We start from the raw sequence: 17,304 nt of genomic DNA, 5'->3' as shown, positions 1-17,304 counted from the left end.
GCACTCACTCAGCAAGGCCCCGCCGCGCGCCCGCCGTCGTCGCGGGCGGACGAGGCCGGTCGGGCACGCGGTGTGCCCGACCGGCCCGTGTCAACGGTCGTACGGCGGCTGGTCCGACGTGCCGGGCTCGCCCGACGGCGCGGGCGGCGGCGGGACGTCCGGCCGGGCGGGCTGCGGCGGCACCGGCGGGGTCGCGGGCCGCGACGGCACGGCCGCGGCACCCGGGTGCTGCCCGAGCTCGGCCGCCGGGTCGAACGGCCGGCCGGACAGCGTGCCCGCGCTCGTCGCGTCCGCCGTCGCGGCGGCCGACTCGCGCTTGGCCTCGGCGAGCGCCTCGGCGGGGTCCGTCAGGGTCGTGGGCGGGAGGTCCTCGCCGAGCGGCGAGGTCCCCGCGGGACGACCACCGGCGTCACCGGTGGGCGCCGCCACTCCCCCGAGCCCCTGCGCGAGCTGACCCAGCGCCCCGGTGAGCTCCGAGGGCAGGAACCACATCTTGTTCGACGGGTACGCCGCGATCTTCGGCAGCGTCTGCAGGTACTGGTACGCCAGCAGCTTCGGGTCGGCGTCGCCGCGGTGCACCGCGTCGAACACCTGCAGGATCGCGCGCGCCTCACCCTCGGCCCGCAGGATCGCCGCCTGCGCCTCGCCCTCGGCCCGCAGGATCGCCGACTGCTTCTCGCCCTCGGCGGTCAGGATCTGCGACTGCTTGACACCCTCGGCCGTGAGGATGGCGGCGCGGCGGTCACGCTCGGCGCGCATCTGCTGCTCCATCGAGCCCTGCACCGAGGCGGGCGGGTCGATGGCCTTGAGCTCGACGCGGTTGACGCGGATGCCCCACTTGCCGGTGGCCTCGTCGAGCACGCCACGCAGCTGGCCGTTGATCTGGTCGCGGCTCGTGAGCGTCTGCTCGAGGTCCATCGAGCCGATGACGTTGCGCAGCGTGGTCACCGTGAGCTGCTCGATGCCCGTGATGTAGTTCGCGATCTCGTACACGGCCGACTTCGGGTCCGTGACCTGGAAGTAGATGACCGTGTCGATGTTCACGACGAGGTTGTCGGACGTGATGACGGGCTGCGGCGGGAACGAGACGACCTGCTCGCGCAGGTCGACACCCGCACGCACGCGGTCGACGAACGGGATCAGCAGGTGCAGACCCGCGTCGAGCGTGCGCGAGTACCGGCCCAGGCGCTCGACGATGACCGCCACGGTCTGCGGCACGATCCGCACCGAGCGGAACAGCGCGATGACGACGAACAGCAGGACGAGCGCGAGGACGACGATCAGCGCGATCTGGCCGACGTTCGTGGTGTCCTCCGGCATGGGGCCTCCTTGGTCCGGTACGGGTCCTCGCGCCGCTCAGGCGGCCGGGGTGGGGACGACGACCGCGGTGGCGCCGTCGATGCGGTCCACCAGGACCTCGGTGCCGGGCGGCAGCGCCGCGCCGGCGGTCGTCCGGGCGCTCCAGACCTCGCCCGCGAGCTTCACGCGGCCCGCCTCGGCGGTGACCGTCGCGAGCACCACGGCCGGACGGCCGACGAGCGCCGAGGCGTTGGTCTCGACGAGCGGGGTGCGCTTCTTGAGGTGGCGCAGCAGCCACGGTCGCAGGGTGACGAGCAGCAGGACCGACGTGATCGCGGCGATGAGGATCTGCGCCCACAGCGGGGCGCCCGCGGCCGAGGCGATCGCCCCGGCCAGTGCGCCGCCCGCGGCCATGATGAACACGAGCTCGAGCGAGAGCATCTCGAGGATGCCGAGCGCGAGCGCTCCTCCGACCCACCACAGCCAGTGCACCGCGGACCCCTTCTCGTCGCCGTTGGGTCATCCTAGGCACACGCTTGACGTTCTCGTGAGGTTTCCCCCCGGATCGTCGGCAGCCCTCGACGACCCGCGACCCGGGGGCGCGGCGGCGCGAGCGGCGGTGCGGGCGAGGCGTCAGGCGAGCGCGGCGGACCGGGCCGTCCAGCGGCCCGCGTGGCGGTCCAGCAGCAGGTCGAGGCCGAACGCCCCGGAGAGCTGCTCGGCCGTCAGCACCTCCTCGATCGGGCCGGACGCGTGCACCGTGCCGTCGCGCAGGAGCAGCAGGTGCGTGAAGCCCGGCGGGATCTCCTCGACGTGGTGCGTGACCAGGACGAGCACGGGCGAACGGCGGTCGGCGGCGAGCTCCGCGAGCGCCTCGACGAGCTCCTCGCGCCCGCCGAGGTCGAGCCCGGCCGCGGGCTCGTCGAGCAGCAGCAGCTCGGGGTCGGCCATGAGGGCCCGCGCGATCTGGACGCGCTTGCGCTCGCCCTCGCTGAGCGTGCCGAAGTACCGCTCGCCCAGGTGCTCGACGCCGAACGCCCGCAGCAGGTCGGTCGCGCGCGCCTCGTCGAGCTCCTCGTACTCCTCGCGCCAGCGGCCCGTGACCCCGTAGGCGGCCGTGAGCACCACGTCCCGGACGAGCTCGCCGGTGGGGATCTTGTCTGCGAGCGACGCGCTCGACAGCCCGATCCGCGGCCGCAGCTCGAACACGTCGACGTGACCGAGCTGGCTGCCCAGCAGGGAGGCGGTGCCGCCCGTGGGGTGCATGCGCCCGGACGCGACCTGCAGGAGCGTCGTCTTGCCGGCGCCGTTGCGCCCGAGGACGACCCAGCGCTCACCTTCCCGGATGCGCCACGAGACCCCGTCGAGGATCGTCGTCGTCCCCCGTCGGATCGTCACGTCCTGGAGGTCGAGCACGTCGGTCATGGCACGACCCTAACGTTTGGAGCGCGCGTGCCGGTGCACGTGACCACGGGTGGGCACGCGGCGTCCCGCGCGCAGCCCGACCACGTGGGGGCGTCCGCGGCACCTCGGCCGCCCACGTAACGTGGACGCGTGCCCGACCTCGACCTCCCCCGCTCCGTGGTCCTCGCGCTGTGGCTCGGCGCGGGCGCCTCCCGCACCACGACCACCGCCGCCGCGCTGCGCGGCGTGCAGGTCGACGACGAGCCGCACGAGCTCGTCGACACCGCGACGGGCGAGCGCCGGCCACTCGCCGACGCCCTCGCGCAGTGGGCCGCGGCCGACCTCGACGTCGTCGCCCTGCTCCCGGCTCCCGGTGACGCCGCCGGCGTCCCCGCTCCCGTGTCGCGGGCCGCGCTCACGGCGCACGAGGTCGTGCTGATCCGCACCGACTCCACGGCGCACGCGCTGGTCCCGGAGGTCGCCGCGTTCGGCTCCGCGCTCGAGCCCGGCCACCTGGTGACGTGGCACCTGACCGCCGTGCCCGACTGGCTCCTGCCGGTCCAGGCGCTCGGCTCGCTCGAGGACGCCGACCGGGGGCTGCGCCGCGGCCTCGTCGACGTGACCGACGCGCTCGTGCGGCTCGACGTCGCGCACTGGGACGACGAGCACGCGGCACAGGTCGTCGCGCTGCGCGACGCCGCCCTGCCGACGTGGCGGCTGCCGGACCGCCTCGACGCGCACCGCGGGCGCGTGCTCGCGAGCGCGGCGCGCCTGTGCGCGATCGTGGACCTGGCCGCCCGGGACGACGGCGGCGCCGTGAACCTGTGGCAGGCCGACCAGCGCTCGGCGGCGCTGCGCGACGTGGACCGGCTGGCGCGGCGGGCGCTGGCGGCCGCGACGCTCGCCGGTCCGCGCGCTCAGCCCAGCACGCTGCGGTAGACGCCCAGGGTCTCCTGCGCCACGGCCGTCCAGGAGAAGTGGTCCTCGACCCGACGGCGCGCCGCGAGCCCCCAGCGGGCGGCGCGGTCGGCGTCCGAGACGGCGTCGACGAGCGTCGCCGCGAGGTCCGCGACGAACCGATCGGGGTCGCGCGGCGTCCCGGTGCCGTCCTGCACCTGGTCGATGGGCACGAGCCAGCCGGTCACGCCGTCGTCGACGACCTCGGGGATGCCGCCGGTCGCGGTGCCGACCACCGGGAGCCCGACCGCCATGGCCTCGAGGTTGACGATGCCGAGCGGCTCGTACACCGAGGGGCACACGAACACCGTCGAGCTCGCGAGCACCGCGACCAGGTCCGGACGCGGCAGCATCTGCTCGATCCAGACGACCCCGGAGCGCTTCTCGCGCAGCCGCTCGACGAGTCCCGCCACCTCGGCCGCGATCTCGGGCGTGTCGGGAGCGCCCGCGCACAGCACGAGCTGCACGTCGGCCGGCAGCTGCTCGGCCGCGCGCAGCAGGTACGGCAGGCCCTTCTGGCGCGTGATGCGTCCGACGAACACGACCGCGGGGCGGGTCGGGTCGATGCCCAGGGCGCGCACCGTGCGGTCCGCGGCGGCGAGGGCCTCGTCGTCGACCGGGCGGCGCCAGCCCGCGAGGTCGATCCCGTTGTGCACGACGTGCACGCGCGCGGGGTCGACGGCCGGGTAGCTGCGCAGGATGTCGTCGCGCATGCCCCCGGACACCGCGATCACGGCGGCCGCGGCCTCGTACGCGGTGCGCTCGACCCAGCTCGACAGCGCGTAGCCGCCGCCGAGCTGCTCGGCCTTCCACGGCCGCAGCGGCTCGAGGCTGTGCGCGGTGAGCACGTGCGGCACGCCGTGCAGCAGGCTCGCGAGGTGCCCGGCGAGGTTCGCGTACCAGGTGTGCGAGTGCACGAGGTCCGTGCGCGGGCCGCCGTCGGACGCACCGACGCCTGCGACGATCTCGAGGTCGACCCCGAGCGTCTGGAGCGCGGCGTTGCTCCCGACGAGCTCGCTCGGCACGTCGTAGCCCCGCACGCCAGGCTCGTCGCGCGCGCCCTCGAAGCAGTGCACGCGCACGTCGATGCTCCCGCGCAGCACCGCGGCGAGCTCGGCCACGTGCACGCCCGCACCGCCGTAGACGTGAGGCGGGTACTCCCGGGTGAGCATGTCGACGCGCACTGACGACCTCCGTGGACGCTGGCAGGGACGGACCCGGGTGGGCCGCGATGCGCGACACGCTAGCGCGTCCGCGCGTCCTGACCTCGCTCCCGGCGCCCGTCGGGCCTAGGGTCAGGGCATGGCACAACCGCGCGTCCTGGCCATCGTCCTCGCAGGTGGCGAGGGCAAGCGACTCATGCCCCTGACGACCCACCGCGCCAAGCCCGCGGTGCCGTTCGGCGGCATCTACCGACTCGTCGACTTCGCCCTCTCGAACGTCATCAACTCGCACTACCTGCACGTCATCGTGCTCACGCAGTACAAGTCCCACAGCCTGGACCGTCACGTGTCCAAGACGTGGCGCATGTCCCCGCTGCTCGGCAACTACGTCGCCGCGGTCCCCGCGCAGCAGCGCGTCGGCAAGCACTGGTACCTCGGCAGCGCCGACGCGATCTACCAGTGCCTCAACATCATCGACGACGAGCGCCCCGACATCGTCGTCGTGGTGGGCGCCGACCACGTGTACCGCATGGACTTCTCGCAGATGGTGCAGGCGCACGTCGAGTCGGGCGCCGAGCTCACCGTCGCGGGCATCCGGCAGCCGCTCGCGGAGGCCGACCAGTTCGGCGTCATCGAGACGGACGCGAGCGACCCGACGCGCATCCGGGCGTTCCGCGAGAAGCCCAAGGACGCGATCGGCCTGGCGGACTCGCCGCACGAGGTGCTCGCCTCGATGGGCAACTACGTGATCGACGCCAAGGCGCTGGCGCGCGCGGTCACCGAGGACGCCGAGAACGTCAACAGCCGCCACGACATGGGCGGCGACATCGTCCCGGCCTTCGTCGAGCGCGGCACCGCGGCGGTGTACGACTTCATCCGCAACGACGTGCCGGGCTCGACCCCGCGCGACCGCGACTACTGGCGCGACGTCGGGACGCTCGACGCGTACTACGAGGCCAACATCGACCTCATCGCGATCGAGCCGGTGTTCAACCTCTACAACGACGAGTGGCCGCTCCTGACCGGGTACACCGGCCTGCCGCCGGCCAAGTTCGTGCACGCCGGTGCCGGGCGGCTCGGGCACGCGGCGGACTCGATCGTCTCCCCCGGTGTCGTCGTCTCCGGTGCGACCGTGTCCGGTTCGGTGCTGTCGCCGGGCGTGCGCCTGCACTCGTGGGCCCAGGTCACCGACTCGGTGCTGATGGACGGCGTGCAGGTCAGCCGCTACGCGCAGGTGCACCGCTCGATCCTGGACAAGAACGTGGTGGTCCCGGAACGGGCACGCATCGGTCTCGACCACGAGCACGACCTCGCACGCGGCTTCACCGTGACCGAGTCGGGCCTGACGGTCGTCCCGAAGGGCACGATCATCACGAGCTGACCCGTGCGACGCCCTCAGGCACGTCCGGCGTGGACGCCCGAGGGCGCCGCGCGGCGATCTCGCTACTGTGCTCGCTGTGACCGCTCGTCTGCTCGTCATGGATGTCGACTCCACGCTCATCACGGGCGAGGTGATCGAGATGCTCGCCGCCCACGCCGGCTCCCTCGACCTCGTCACGCAGATCACCGAGCGCGCGATGCGGGGCGAGATCGAGTTCGCGACCTCGCTGCACGAGCGCGTCGCGACCCTCGCAGGGCTGCCGGTCTCCGTCTTCGACGACGTCCGGACGCAGCTCGAGCTGTCGCCCGGCGCGCGCGAGCTGATCGCCGACGTGCAGGCCCGCGGGTGGGCCGTCGGGCTCGTCTCGGGCGGGTTCGTCGAGCTCGTCGGGCCGCTGGCCGCCTCGCTCGGCATCACGCTGTACCGCGCGAACGCCCTCGAGGTCGCCGACGGGCGGCTCACCGGACGCGTCACCGGCCCCGTGATCGACCGAGCGGCCAAGGGCGTGGCACTGCGCGACTACGCCGCGGCCGTGGGTGCCGACCTCGCCGCGACGGTCGCGATCGGCGACGGCGCCAACGACCTCGACATGCTCGCGACCGCGGGCTTCGGGATCGCGTTCAACGCCAAGCCCGTCGTGGCGGCCCAGGCGGACGCGACCCTCACCGGCCGGCTCGACGCCGCGCTCGACCTCCCTGCGTTCGCCGTCTGACGAACGGGGCGCACACCCGGGTACGCGACCGGCTGAGACGCGTCAGCCCGGGGTGACCAGACGGACGAGGCGTGCGGCACGGGGCTCGACCTCGTCCCACGACCCGGCCAGCTCGAGCCACGACCAGGACGCGGTCGGCACGCCGAGCTGCACGCGCGCGACGGTGGCGGGGTCGGACTCAGGCCCGGCGAGGGTCGCCGCGGCGTGGGACATCGTGGGCTCGTGGCCCACGACGACGAGCGTGCGGACGTCCTCGGGCGCGGCCGCGACCAGCGCGAGCAGCGATGCGGTCCCCGCGTCGTAGACCTCGTCGCGGTACTCGACCGGCGGCTGGAGACCGAGCGCGCCGCGCACGAGTTCCCACGTCTGGCGGGTGCGGACGCTCGAGGAGCACCACACGAGGTCAGGCGCGATGCCCGCCTCGGCCATGGCGGCGCCGACGAGCGGGGACTGCCGGCGTCCGGCGAGCGCGAGCGGTCGGGAGTGGTCCGGCAGCCCGGCGGGGTGCTCGGCCTTGGCGTGTCGCAGGAGCACCAGGCGTCGGGGTGTCGTCACGCGACCAGCGTGCCACCCCGCGCCCGGGCGGACCACAGCCGCCGCACCGTGACGGCTGTGGCGCTGGTCGCAGTCGGCGACCGGACCGAGGGCTCAGGAGTGCTGCTGCGGCCTCGGGGTCAGTACGCGGACGACGGCGGGTTCCAGCTCGACACCGGCGGCTTCCAGTCGAGCGAGCTCTCGACACCGCTGAACCCCAGCGCGGCGACGTCGGCCGGCTCGAGCAGCAGCGCCTCGAGCTCCTCGGTGCGCGGCGAGGACATGCGGTCGATGACCCGGTCGTCCACCCCGATCGGCGCGCGCTGCGCGGGCACGCGTCCGGCGCGCCCGACGGGCAGTCGCGACGACGTGCGCAGCGCCGCGTCGGCGAGCCGCTCGTAGCGGTCACCCGTCGCGCGCTGCGGTCCGGGAACCAGCCCGACGGCCTCGAGGACGGCTCGTGCGTCCTCGAGGTAGCTCTCGCGTACCCACAGCGCCCAGACCGGCAGCGCGTCGAACCGCAGGCCGCTGTGCTCGGCGCGCCGCTCGAACAACGCACGTGCCGCAGTCTCGACCAGCTGCGCCGGATCGTGCGTGCGTGGGTCCATGTCACTCCTTCGGTCGGACCTGACATTCACCCCATCGGCAGCATGCCGCCCGACCTGAACCCCTTGACGACGTGCGTCTTCACTGCCCCATCGCGTGTACACCGCCATCCACGTGCACGATCTCGCCGGTGGTCGCGGGGAACCAGTCGGACAGCAGTGCGGCGACCGCGCGAGCGGTCGGCTCGGGGTCCGTGACGTCCCAGCCGAGCGGTGCCCGGGTCCCCCAGTTGGCCTCCATGGCCTCGAACCCAGGGATCGACTTGGCGGCCGTGGTGCGGATCGGACCCGCGGAGACGAGGTTGACCCGGACGCCCGACGGGCCGAGGTCGCGCGCCAGGTAGCGCGAGGTCGACTCGAACGCCGCCTTCGCCACGCCCATCCAGTCGTAGACCGGCCACGCGAACTTGGCGTCGAACGTCAGACCGACGATCGAGCCGCCGTTCGTCAGGAGCGGCTGCGTCGCGACGGCGAGGGACTTCAGCGAGTACGCCGAGACCTCGAGCGCGGTGGCCACGTCGGCCCACTCACCCGCCAGGAAGTTGCCTCCCATCACCGACTGCGGTGCGAACCCGATCGAGTGCACGACGCCGTCGAGCGAGTCGAGGCCGGCCTCGCGCACGCGGTCCGCGAGCGCCGCCAGGTCCTCGGCGTCGGTGACGTCGAGCTGGACGACGGGTGCCTCGACGGGCAGACGACGAGCGATCACCTGCGTGAGGCGGAACTGGCGGTCGAACGAGGTGAGCACCACCTGGGCGCCCTCCTCCTGTGCGAGCCGCGCGACGTGGAACGCGATAGAGCCGTCCGTCAGGACGCCGGTGACGAGGAGCTTCTTGCCGGTGAGCAGGCCCATGGTGGTCTCTCTTCCTGGAGGGTGCTGGAGGGTCAGTGGCCCATGCCGAGGCCACCGTCGACCGGCAGCACGGCCCCGCTGATGTACGCGGCGGGGGGCGAGGCGAGGAACTCGACGGCGGCGGCGACCTCGTCGGGCTGCGCGAACCGCCCCGCGGGGATCGCGGCCTTGTAGGAGGTCTGCGTGGCCTCGGGCAGGGCACGCGTCATGTCGGTGTCGATGAAGCCGGGGGCGACGACGTTCGCGGTGATCCCCCGTGCGCCGAGCTCGCGCGTGATCGAGCGGGCCATGCCGACGAGCGCGGCCTTCGACGACGCGTAGTTGACCTGGCCGGGTCCGCCGTACAGGCCGACCACCGACGAGATGAGCACGATGCGCCCGCGGCGCAGCCGGATCATGCCCTTGCTCGCGCGCCGCACGCACCGGAACGCGCCCTTGAGGTTGACGTCCAGGACCTCGTCGAACTCCTCGTCGGACATCCGCATGAGGAGCTGGTCACGCGTGACCCCCGCGTTGGCGACGAGCACCTCGACCGGCCCGAGCTCGGCCTCGACCGCGGCGAACGCGGCGTCCACCGACGCGGTGTCCCGGACGTCGCCGACGACGCCGAAGACGCCCTCGGGCAGCTCGCCGGAGCGGTAGATCGTGGCGACCTTGTCCCCCGCGGCGACGAACCGCTCGGCGATCGCTCGTCCGATGCCGCGGTTCGCGCCGGTCACGAGGACGACGCGCGGCTGGACGCTGGAGTTGTCGGAAGTCTCAGGCACGAGACACGACGCTATCCGAGCGGACGCGCTCGTCGCGGCACCGGCACCGCACACGTTGCCAGGCCGGCGTTGTGGGAGCCCCACAACCGCCCCGGACGTCGATGGCGTGCTGCGGGACCGTACGATCAGGGGGTGAGGAGCCGACGTCGCGAGTCCGAGGTGCACAGCATCACCGCTGCACCCGAGCCGCTCGCGCAGGACGTCGCCCGTCGTCAGCGCCGGTACCTGGTGCAGATGGGCATCCGCCTCGTGTGCTTCCTGCTGACGATCGTCACGTGGTCGCACGTCCCCCTGTGGATCTCGCTCGTCCTGGTCAGCGCCACCGTCGTGCTGCCCTACGTGGCGGTGATCTTCGCCAACGCGGGTCGCGAGCGCCGCGACGAGCTCGAGCCCTTCGTCGACCCGCGCGAGATCGGCCCGGGCGCATCGTCGCTGCGCCTCGACACCAGCCCCGACACCCGTCCCGACCCCGCCGACGGAGGCCCGCGGTGACCCTTCCTGTTCCCGACCCGGTCGACGAGCCGATCTGCAGCGCACGCGGCTGCCGTCGCGACGCGACCTGGGGGCTGCTGTGGAACAACCCCAAGCTGCACACGCCCGACCGGCGCAAGGTGTGGCTCGCGTGCGACGACCACCTGGACCACCTCACGCAGTTCCTCGAGGTGCGCGCGTTCCTGAAGGACACCGTGCCCGTGGCGCAGCTCGTCGCGGCGGACGGGACGTGACACCCGTCCGGCGGCGTGCCGCCGGTCTCGTGCTCGTCGGCGTCGTCCTCGCGGTGGTGTGCACGTTCCTCGGGCGGTGGCAGTGGCACCGGCACGAGTGGCGCGACGCGCAGATCGCCACCGTGGAGCGCAACTACGACGCGACGCCCGTCCCGCTCGCCGACGTCCTGGCGAGCCCGTCCGCGGTGCTCGCGGGCGACGACGAGTGGCGCCAAGTCCTCCTCGACGGCCACTACCTGAGCGACGCCACCGTGCTCCTGCGCAACCGTCCCGTCGACGGCCGCCCCTCGTACCACGTGCTCGTGCCGTTCGAGGTGGCGGCCACCGGTGACGTGCTCGTCGTCGACCGCGGCTGGGTGCCGACGGGCGCGGACGCGAGCGCAGCCGTGGACGTCCCGGCGGCGCCCGCCGGCGACGTGCGGCTCGTCGCGCGCCTGCGCCACGCGGAGAACACCTCGACGCGCGGCGCACCCGCCGGCTCGGTCCAGGCCATCGCGCCGCACCAGGTGCTGACCGCGGGTGGCATCGAGGGCACGACGCCCTACGCGCACACCTACGGGCAGCTCGTGAGCGAGGACCCGCCCGCTCAGGACGCGCTCGGGGCCCTGCCCCAGCCCGACCTCGACCCGGGCTCGCACCTGTCGTACGCGTTCCAGTGGTGGGCGTTCGCGCTCGGCGGCCTCGTCGGCTTCACATGGCTCGCGCGCCGCGAGGTCGTCGAGGAGCGCGACGGCACCGGTCCCACGCCCGAGCCGTCGGGCGACCCGTCCCGGCCGCAGGCACCGCCACGACCGGCACGCCCGCGCCGCCGCGAGGGCCGTGCCGAGGCCGAGGAGGACGCGCTGATCGACGCGCAGGTCCCGGACCGGCGCCCCGGCGGCTGAGCCCGCAGGGCCCGTCGCGGGCCCCTCGGCTGCCCTCGCGACGCCTCAGGCGAGGGTGATCAGGTCCAGGTAGTCGGCGTTCCAGAGGTCCTCGTCGCCGTCCGGCAGCAGGAGCACGCGCTCGGGGTCGAGCGCCGCGACCGCGCCCTCGTCGTGGCTGACCAGGACGACCGCACCCTTGTAGCCGCGCAGGGCCGCGAGAATCTCCTCACGGCTCGCCGGGTCGAGGTTGTTCGTCGGCTCGTCGAGCAGCAGGACGTTCGCCGACGAGACGACGAGCGCCGCGAGCGCCAGACGCGTCTTCTCACCGCCGGACAGCACGCGCGCGGGCTTGTCGGCGTCGTCGCCCGAGAACAGGAACGAGCCCAGCACCGAGCGCACCTGCGTGTCCGTCAGGTCGGGCGCGGCCGAGCGCAGGTTCTCGACCACGGTCCGCTCCAGGTCGAGGGTCTCGTGCTCCTGCGCGTAGTACCCGAGCTTGAGCCCGTGGCCCGGGTGCACCTCACCGGTGTCCGGCTGCTCCAGCCCCGACAGCAGCCGCAGCAGCGTCGTCTTGCCGGCACCGTTCAGCCCCAGGACGACGACCCGCGAGCCCCGGTCGATCGCGAGGTCGACGCCCGTGAAGACCTCCTGCGAGCCGTAGGACTTCGACAGGTCCGACGCCGTGAGCGGCGTGCGCCCGCACGGCGCGGGGTCCGGGAACCTCAGCTTGGCGACCTTGTCGCTCACGCGGGCCTCCTCGAGACCCGACAGCATCTTCTCGGCGCGCCGCGCCATGTTCTGCGCCGCGACGGCCTTGGTCGCCTTCGCACGCATCTTGTCGGCCTGCGCCATGAGCGCCGCGGCCTTCTTCTCGGCGTTCGCGCGCTCGCGGCGGCGGCGCTTCTCGTCGGTCTCGCGCTGCAGCAGGTAGGCGTCCCAGCCCAGGTTGTACTGGTCGAGCGCGGCGCGGTTCGCGTCCAGGTGGAAGACCTTGTTCACCGTGGCGCGCAGCAGCTCGACATCGTGCGAGATCACGACGAAGCCGCCCGAGTACGACTTGAGGTAGTCGCGCAGCCACGCGATCGAGTCGGCGTCGAGGTGGTTCGTCGGCTCGTCGAGGAGCAACGTCTCGACACCGGAGAACAGGATGCGCGCGAGCTCGACGCGCCGGCGCTGACCACCCGACAACGTGCCGAGCGTCTGCCCCAGCACCCGGTCGTCGAGCCCCAGGTTCGCCGTGATGCGGTGCGCCTCGGACTCCGCCGCGTAGCCCCCCGCCGCGGTGAAGCGCGCCTCGAGGCGCGTGTAGCGCTCCATCGCCTTGGCACGGGCCGCGTCGTCGCCCTCGGCCATCACGACCTCGGTCGCGCGCATGTTCCGCACGATCTCGTCCAGGCCGCGCGCCGAGAGCACGCGGTCGAGCGCGAGCACGTCGAGGTCGCCCGTCGCGGGGTCCTGCGGCAGGTAGCCGACCTCACCGCGCGTGATCGAGCCGCTCGTCGGCTGCGACTGGCCGGCGAGCGTCTTGGTGAGGGTCGTCTTGCCGGCGCCGTTGCGGCCGACGAGACCGATCCGGTCGCCCGCGGCGATCCTGAACGAGGTCTCGGCGAGCAGCTCGCGTGCGCCGATGCGCAGGCCGACGCCATGAGCGGTGATCACGTGGTGGTTTCCTCCGGAAAGCCCGCTCACGTGTTGGGCGGGCGCACAAACGCCATCAATCCTAACGACCGCTAGCGTGACGACCTGCCGCCTTTTTCTCCCGACGACGCGCACCGCGTCACACCCAGGAGACCACGTCGCACCGCGACGGGCCGACGAGCCCGATCGCCGACCGCCGAGCAAGCCGACCCGAGGAGACCACCCGTGGCCGACGCACGCGAGCACGACCTTCTGATAGCGCCCGGGGCGACCGCCGGTGCCGACGCCCCGAGCGGAGCCGACCCCACGGCCCTGGACCCCACAGCGGTGCTCGACCACGCGCTGCCCGAGCCGGCCGAGCGCGCCCACGGTCTGGCGACCGACCTCGCGCTCGTCGCGACGTTCGCCGCGTTCCTGTCCGCGTGCGCGATCATCCCCGGCATCCCGACGGGCACGGGCGTGCCGGTCACGCTGCAGACGTTCGGCGTCGTCCTCGCCGGCCTCGTGCTGGGCTGGCGACGCGGCGCGCTCGCCGTGCTGCTCTACCTCGCTGTCGGCTTCGCGGGGGTGCCGGTGTTCTCGGGCGGGACCGGCGGTCTCGCGGTCCTGGCCGGGCCGAGCGCGGGGTACCTGCTCGCATTCCCGTTCGCGGCCGCGCTCGCGGGCTGGCTCGCTGGTCCCGCGCGCGCCGCGACCGGTCAGGCGCGCTACCTCGTGCTGGTCGCGAGCGGCGTGATCGGCACGGCGCTGACGATCCACCCCGCGGGGATCGTCGGCATGGCCCGCCACTTCCACGTGACCATCGGCGAGGCGTTCGGGTGGGGCGCGGTGTACCTGCCGGGCGACGTGGTCAAGAACCTGCTCGCGGCGGGCGTCGCCATGGCGGTGTTCGCGCACTACCCGGACCTGCTGCGCCGGCGTCGCTGATGATCGAGCTGCGCGACGCGCTCGTCACGGCCTGGACCCCCGACCCCGCAGGCGGTCCGGACACGGTCACGCGCCTGCTCGGCCCGGTCTCGACGACGATCGCCGAGCGCCGCGTCGCGGTCGTCGGCGCGAACGGGTCCGGCAAGTCGACCCTTGCGCGCCTGCTCAACGGTCTCGTCCTGCCATCGGCCGGCTCGGTGGTCGTCGACGGGCTCTCCACCGCGCACGACGGCCCGGCCGTCCGACGACGCGTGGGGTTCGTCTTCACCGACCCGGACGCGCAGCTCGTGATGCCGACGCCCGTCGAGGACGTCGCGCTCTCGTTGCGCCGCACGGTCCCCGACTCGACCGAGCGCGAGGCGCGCGCCCGGGACGCGCTCGCGCGCGTCGGGCTGGCCGACCGCGCCGACCTGCCGGTGCACGCGCTGTCCGGCGGGCAGCGGCAGCTCCTCGCGCTGACGAGCGTGCTCGCGACCGACCCCGACGTGCTCGTGTGCGACGAGCCGACGACGTTGCTCGACCTGCGCTGGCGCGGCGTGGTCGACGACCTCCTGGCGAGCCTGCCGCAGCAGGTCGTCGTCGTCACGCACGACCTCGACGCCGCGCGCCGCGCCGAGCGCGTGCTCGTCGTCGACGAGGGCCTCGTCGTGCACGACGGCCCGCCTGCCGAGGCGGTCGCCGCCTACGAGTCGCTCATGCGGTCGCCGAGCCGACGATGAGCCGACGATGACCGCCGCACGGGTGACGCCCGAGCCAGCCGCCGAGCCGCACGGGACTGGCGTCGGCCCGAGGGCACGGCGACGCGGGGGCGGTCCCCTGCGTCCGGCGTGGTCCGGTCCGCTCGGCCTGTACCAGCCCGGCACCTCGCCGCTGCACCGCGCCCCGGCTGCGGGCAAGCTGCTCGCCCTCGCGGTGAGCGGCCTGGCCGTCGTGCTGGTGCGCGGACCGCTGAGCGCCGCGGTCGCCCTCGGCGTCGCGGTGCTCGCGCACGTCGTCGCCGGCCTGCACTGGCACCGCACCCGACGTGGTCTGACGGGCTTCGCGGTCGTCGCGCTCGTCGTCGGCGTCTACCAGACGTGGGCCCGCGGGTGGGCCGTCGGGTTCGAGACGGCGGCGGACCTGCTCGCCCTCGTCCTGCTCGCGACCGTGGTCACCGCGACCACCCGGGCCGACGACCTGCTCGACGCCGTGCGCCGCGCGGCACGACCCCTGCGGCACGTCGGGCTCGCGCCCGAGACCGTCGCGCTCGCGATCAGCCTCATGCTGCGGTCCGTCCCGGTGCTCGTGCACGCGGCGGCGCAGTCCCGCGACGCCGCGCGGGCGCGTGGGCTCGAACGTTCGCCGCGCGCCGTCGTCGTACCGGCCGCGGTGCGCATGGTCGGCCACGCGCGTGCGACCGGGGAGGCGCTCGCGGCACGTGGCCTGGGCGAGGATGTCTCCCCCGCTGAGCGCGCGCGGGGTCGCGGCGAGGACTAGCGTCCTCGTCGTGACGTTCCAGGAAGGTGGCAGCTTCGGCGGTGGGCGCGTGCAGTCGCGCCGTTCCGGCGCGGGGCGCGGTGCGGCGATCGGCGGCGGCGTGGGCGGCCTCGGGCTGCTCGTGATCCTCGCGATCAGCCTGCTCACGGGCAACGACCCGACCGCACTCCTCGGCGGGGGTGGCGGCGGGGAGCCGGGGACCGACTCGACGATCGGCGAGTGCACCGCCGAGCAGGCCAACACCGACCGCGCGTGCCGCCTGTCCGCGACGCTCGACTCGCTCGACACGTACTGGTCGTCGACGCTGGCCGACGCGGACGCCAACATCCCCGAGGCCGTCGAGTTCACGTCCGCGGTCTCGACGGCGTGCGGGCAGGCGTCCTCGGCGTCCGGGCCCTTCTACTGCCCGGGCGACCAGACGATCTACCTCGACCTCGGCTTTTTCGACCTGCTCACGAGCCGGTTCGGCGCGCAGGGCGGGCCGCTCGCCGAGATGTACGTCTACGCGCACGAGTACGGCCACCACATCCAGCACGTCACGGGCGTCTTCGACTCCGCCGACCGCGGCGGCACGGGCGCCGAGTCGGACTCCGTGCGCGTCGAGCTGCAGGCCGACTGCTACGCGGGCATGTGGGCCGGCAACGCCGCGACGACGAAGGACCCGGACACCGGCGTCACCTACCTCAAGCCGATCACCGCCGAGGAGCTCGCGCAGGCGATCGACGCCGCCGAGGCTGTCGGCGACGACCACATCCAGCAGCAGTCCGGCAGCGGCGTGAACCCCGACTCGTGGACGCACGGCTCGAGCGAGCAGCGCCAGCGGTGGTTCACCACCGGCTACGAGAAGCGCGACCTCGCGGCGTGCGACACGTTCGCCGCCCGCGACCTGTGACCCGCGAGGGCCTCATCCACGGCAGACTCCCCCTATGAGCACGGACGAGAGCGCCGCCCGCGTCGCGGTCTACATCGACTTCGACAACATCGTCATCTCGCGGTACGACCAGGTGCACCGCCGGGGCGCGTTCCAGTCCGACGACGCGCGCCGACACCGCCTCGACGGCGACGGCGAGGTCGCGACGCGGCTGCGCGCCGCGCGGGTCGACGTGGATGCGATCATCGACTACGCGTCGTCCTTCGGCCGCGTCGTCGTCAGCCGCGCGTACGCGGACTGGTCGCAGCCCGTCAACGCCGGCTACCACCAGCAGCTCATCGACCGCGCGGTCGACCTCACGCAGCTGTTCCCCGTGGGCCCGCGCATGAAGAACGGCGCGGACATCCGGCTCGCGGTCGACGTCATCGAGGACCTGTTCCGCCTCGAGGACCTCACGCACGTCGTGATCATCGCGGGCGACTCCGACTACATCGCGCTCGCGCAGCGCGCCAAGCGCCTGGGCCGCACGGTCATCGGCGTCGGTGTCGCGGGCTCGACGAGCCGTTCGCTCATGTCCGCGTGCGACGAGTACGCCGACTACGACGCGATCCTCGACACCTCCGCGCCGCCGGAGGACGACGAGCCCGACGTGCCGGCCGTCCCGGCACCGGCCGCCTCCCCGGACGCCGCGTCCGAGGCACCCGACGAGCGCCCGGCGGAGCAGGCGCCCAACGGCGACCGCGCCGCGCAGCGCCGGGCGACGCAGCTGCTCATGCGCGCGATGCGGCTCATCCACGCGAAGAAGGACGACGAGCCCTGGCTCTCGTACGGCGAGGTGAAGAGCCAGATGGTGCGCCTCGACCCGGCGTTCTCCGAGCGACCGCTCGGCTTCACGTCGTTCAGCGACTTCATCGCCTCGCGCACGAGCATCGTCGAGATCGCCAAGGAGTCGGCCAAGCACCAGCCGCGCGTCCGCCTGCGCCCCAGCTACCGCTGACCACGCGGAGCGCCGGTGCACGACGCCTGACGCCGCGGCCGGTCGCGCTCTGCCCCGCTCGGTGCAGGGATGAATGCAGCAACCGTGCCGGTCGGGTGCACCTTGGCGGCATCGATCGCTGCACTCACG

At 73.7% G+C, this 17,304-nt stretch carries 20 protein-coding genes; 11 read left to right on the top strand and 9 right to left on the bottom strand.

What is annotated here, in order from left to right:
* Positions 1 to 90: 90 nt before the first annotated feature.
* The 3 genes from CPE01_RS11870 to CPE01_RS11860 all read right to left on the bottom strand — a co-directional run bounded on the left by CPE01_RS11870 (position 91) and on the right by CPE01_RS11860 (position 2,724).
* Positions 91 to 1,320, bottom strand: a complete 1,230-nt coding sequence (locus CPE01_RS11870) for an SPFH domain-containing protein (protein WP_146806980.1) — start codon at positions 1,318 to 1,320, stop codon at positions 91 to 93.
* Between the two features lie 36 nt (positions 1,321 to 1,356).
* Positions 1,357 to 1,791, bottom strand: a complete 435-nt coding sequence (locus tag CPE01_RS11865) for an NfeD family protein (RefSeq protein ID WP_146806978.1) — start codon at positions 1,789 to 1,791, stop codon at positions 1,357 to 1,359.
* A gap of 141 nt (positions 1,792 to 1,932) precedes the next feature.
* Positions 1,933 to 2,724: an ABC transporter ATP-binding protein gene (locus CPE01_RS11860; protein WP_146806976.1), complete on the bottom strand. Its 792-nt coding sequence runs from the start codon at positions 2,722 to 2,724 to the stop codon at positions 1,933 to 1,935.
* Positions 2,725 to 2,853: 129 nt separating this feature from the next.
* Here CPE01_RS11860 and CPE01_RS11855 point away from each other — a divergent pair, with 129 nt between their 5' ends.
* On the top strand, positions 2,854 to 3,642 hold the full coding sequence (locus CPE01_RS11855; protein ID WP_146806974.1) for an Rv1486c family protein: 789 nt from the start codon (positions 2,854 to 2,856) through the stop codon (positions 3,640 to 3,642).
* On the opposite strand, the gene glgA is transcribed toward CPE01_RS11855, so the two are convergent.
* Complete coding sequence (gene glgA, locus CPE01_RS11850) at positions 3,621 to 4,844, bottom strand: glycogen synthase (RefSeq protein ID WP_146806972.1); 1,224 nt, start codon at positions 4,842 to 4,844, stop codon at positions 3,621 to 3,623. The two genes, CPE01_RS11855 and glgA, sit on opposite strands and share 22 nt — an antisense overlap.
* Before the next feature lie 118 nt (positions 4,845 to 4,962).
* Here glgA and glgC point away from each other — a divergent pair, with 118 nt between their 5' ends.
* Both glgC and serB read left to right on the top strand, forming a co-directional pair.
* Positions 4,963 to 6,204 (top strand): glucose-1-phosphate adenylyltransferase, encoded by a 1,242-nt coding sequence (gene glgC / locus CPE01_RS11845; protein ID WP_146806970.1) that lies wholly within the window; start codon positions 4,963 to 4,965, stop codon positions 6,202 to 6,204.
* Positions 6,205 to 6,280: 76 nt separating this feature from the next.
* Positions 6,281 to 6,916 carry a phosphoserine phosphatase SerB gene (serB, locus tag CPE01_RS11840; RefSeq protein ID WP_146806968.1) on the top strand — a complete coding sequence of 212 codons (636 nt, stop codon included), beginning with the start codon at positions 6,281 to 6,283 and terminating at the stop codon, positions 6,914 to 6,916.
* Between the two features lie 42 nt (positions 6,917 to 6,958).
* Here the strand turns inward: serB and CPE01_RS11835 are convergent, their stop codons facing one another.
* From CPE01_RS11835 to CPE01_RS11820, 4 genes are all read right to left on the bottom strand, one after another.
* On the bottom strand, positions 6,959 to 7,471 hold the full coding sequence (locus CPE01_RS11835) for a SixA phosphatase family protein (RefSeq protein ID WP_246783901.1): 513 nt from the start codon (positions 7,469 to 7,471) through the stop codon (positions 6,959 to 6,961).
* Between the two features lie 119 nt (positions 7,472 to 7,590).
* Positions 7,591 to 8,058 (bottom strand): hypothetical protein, encoded by a 468-nt coding sequence (locus CPE01_RS11830; protein ID WP_146806964.1) that lies wholly within the window; start codon positions 8,056 to 8,058, stop codon positions 7,591 to 7,593.
* 79 nt (positions 8,059 to 8,137) lie between these two features.
* Positions 8,138 to 8,908, bottom strand: a complete 771-nt coding sequence (fabI, locus tag CPE01_RS11825; protein WP_146806962.1) for an enoyl-ACP reductase FabI — start codon at positions 8,906 to 8,908, stop codon at positions 8,138 to 8,140.
* Between the two features lie 32 nt (positions 8,909 to 8,940).
* On the bottom strand, positions 8,941 to 9,675 hold the full coding sequence (locus CPE01_RS11820; protein WP_146806960.1) for a beta-ketoacyl-ACP reductase: 735 nt from the start codon (positions 9,673 to 9,675) through the stop codon (positions 8,941 to 8,943).
* A gap of 132 nt (positions 9,676 to 9,807) precedes the next feature.
* Here CPE01_RS11820 and CPE01_RS11815 point away from each other — a divergent pair, with 132 nt between their 5' ends.
* The 3 genes from CPE01_RS11815 to CPE01_RS11805 are packed head-to-tail and all read left to right on the top strand — an operon-like array spanning position 9,808 to position 11,284.
* Positions 9,808 to 10,167, top strand: coding sequence for a DUF3099 domain-containing protein (locus tag CPE01_RS11815; RefSeq protein ID WP_146806958.1), 360 nt, complete (start codon positions 9,808 to 9,810; stop codon positions 10,165 to 10,167).
* Positions 10,164 to 10,400: a hypothetical protein gene (locus tag CPE01_RS11810; RefSeq protein WP_146806956.1), complete on the top strand. Its 237-nt coding sequence runs from the start codon at positions 10,164 to 10,166 to the stop codon at positions 10,398 to 10,400. The genes CPE01_RS11815 and CPE01_RS11810 overlap by 4 nt, the downstream gene beginning before the upstream one ends.
* Positions 10,397 to 11,284, top strand: a complete 888-nt coding sequence (locus tag CPE01_RS11805; RefSeq protein ID WP_146806954.1) for an SURF1 family cytochrome oxidase biogenesis protein — start codon at positions 10,397 to 10,399, stop codon at positions 11,282 to 11,284. Before CPE01_RS11810 ends, CPE01_RS11805 begins: the two co-directional genes overlap by 4 nt.
* Before the next feature lie 45 nt (positions 11,285 to 11,329).
* Here CPE01_RS11805 and CPE01_RS11800 read toward each other — a convergent pair whose 3' ends face one another.
* Positions 11,330 to 12,925, bottom strand: coding sequence for an ABC-F family ATP-binding cassette domain-containing protein (locus CPE01_RS11800; RefSeq protein ID WP_146806952.1), 1,596 nt, complete (start codon positions 12,923 to 12,925; stop codon positions 11,330 to 11,332).
* A 204-nt stretch (positions 12,926 to 13,129) separates the two neighbouring features.
* Here CPE01_RS11800 and CPE01_RS11795 point away from each other — a divergent pair, with 204 nt between their 5' ends.
* The 5 genes from CPE01_RS11795 to CPE01_RS11775 are packed head-to-tail and all read left to right on the top strand — an operon-like array spanning position 13,130 to position 17,175.
* On the top strand, positions 13,130 to 13,831 hold the full coding sequence (locus tag CPE01_RS11795; RefSeq protein WP_246783900.1) for a biotin transporter BioY: 702 nt from the start codon (positions 13,130 to 13,132) through the stop codon (positions 13,829 to 13,831).
* Positions 13,831 to 14,550 carry an energy-coupling factor ABC transporter ATP-binding protein gene (locus CPE01_RS11790; protein ID WP_146806950.1) on the top strand — a complete coding sequence of 240 codons (720 nt, stop codon included), beginning with the start codon at positions 13,831 to 13,833 and terminating at the stop codon, positions 14,548 to 14,550. The genes CPE01_RS11795 and CPE01_RS11790 overlap by 1 nt, the downstream gene beginning before the upstream one ends.
* A 7-nt stretch (positions 14,551 to 14,557) precedes the next feature.
* On the top strand, positions 14,558 to 15,307 hold the full coding sequence (locus tag CPE01_RS11785) for an energy-coupling factor transporter transmembrane component T family protein (RefSeq protein WP_146806948.1): 750 nt from the start codon (positions 14,558 to 14,560) through the stop codon (positions 15,305 to 15,307).
* A gap of 10 nt (positions 15,308 to 15,317) precedes the next feature.
* Positions 15,318 to 16,199 carry a KPN_02809 family neutral zinc metallopeptidase gene (gene ypfJ, locus CPE01_RS11780; protein ID WP_146806946.1) on the top strand — a complete coding sequence of 294 codons (882 nt, stop codon included), beginning with the start codon at positions 15,318 to 15,320 and terminating at the stop codon, positions 16,197 to 16,199.
* A 34-nt stretch (positions 16,200 to 16,233) separates the two neighbouring features.
* A complete protein-coding gene (locus CPE01_RS11775) occupies positions 16,234 to 17,175 on the top strand; it encodes an NYN domain-containing protein (protein ID WP_146806945.1) in 942 nt (313 codons plus the stop codon).
* The last annotated feature ends 129 nt before the right edge of the window (positions 17,176 to 17,304 follow it).

It is taken from the genome of Cellulomonas persica (assembly GCF_007989825.1).
GTDB lineage: Bacteria > Actinomycetota > Actinomycetes > Actinomycetales > Cellulomonadaceae > Cellulomonas > Cellulomonas persica.
The sequence above is the reverse complement of the archived record's forward strand: the minus strand, read 5'-3'. Positions and strand labels throughout refer to the sequence as shown.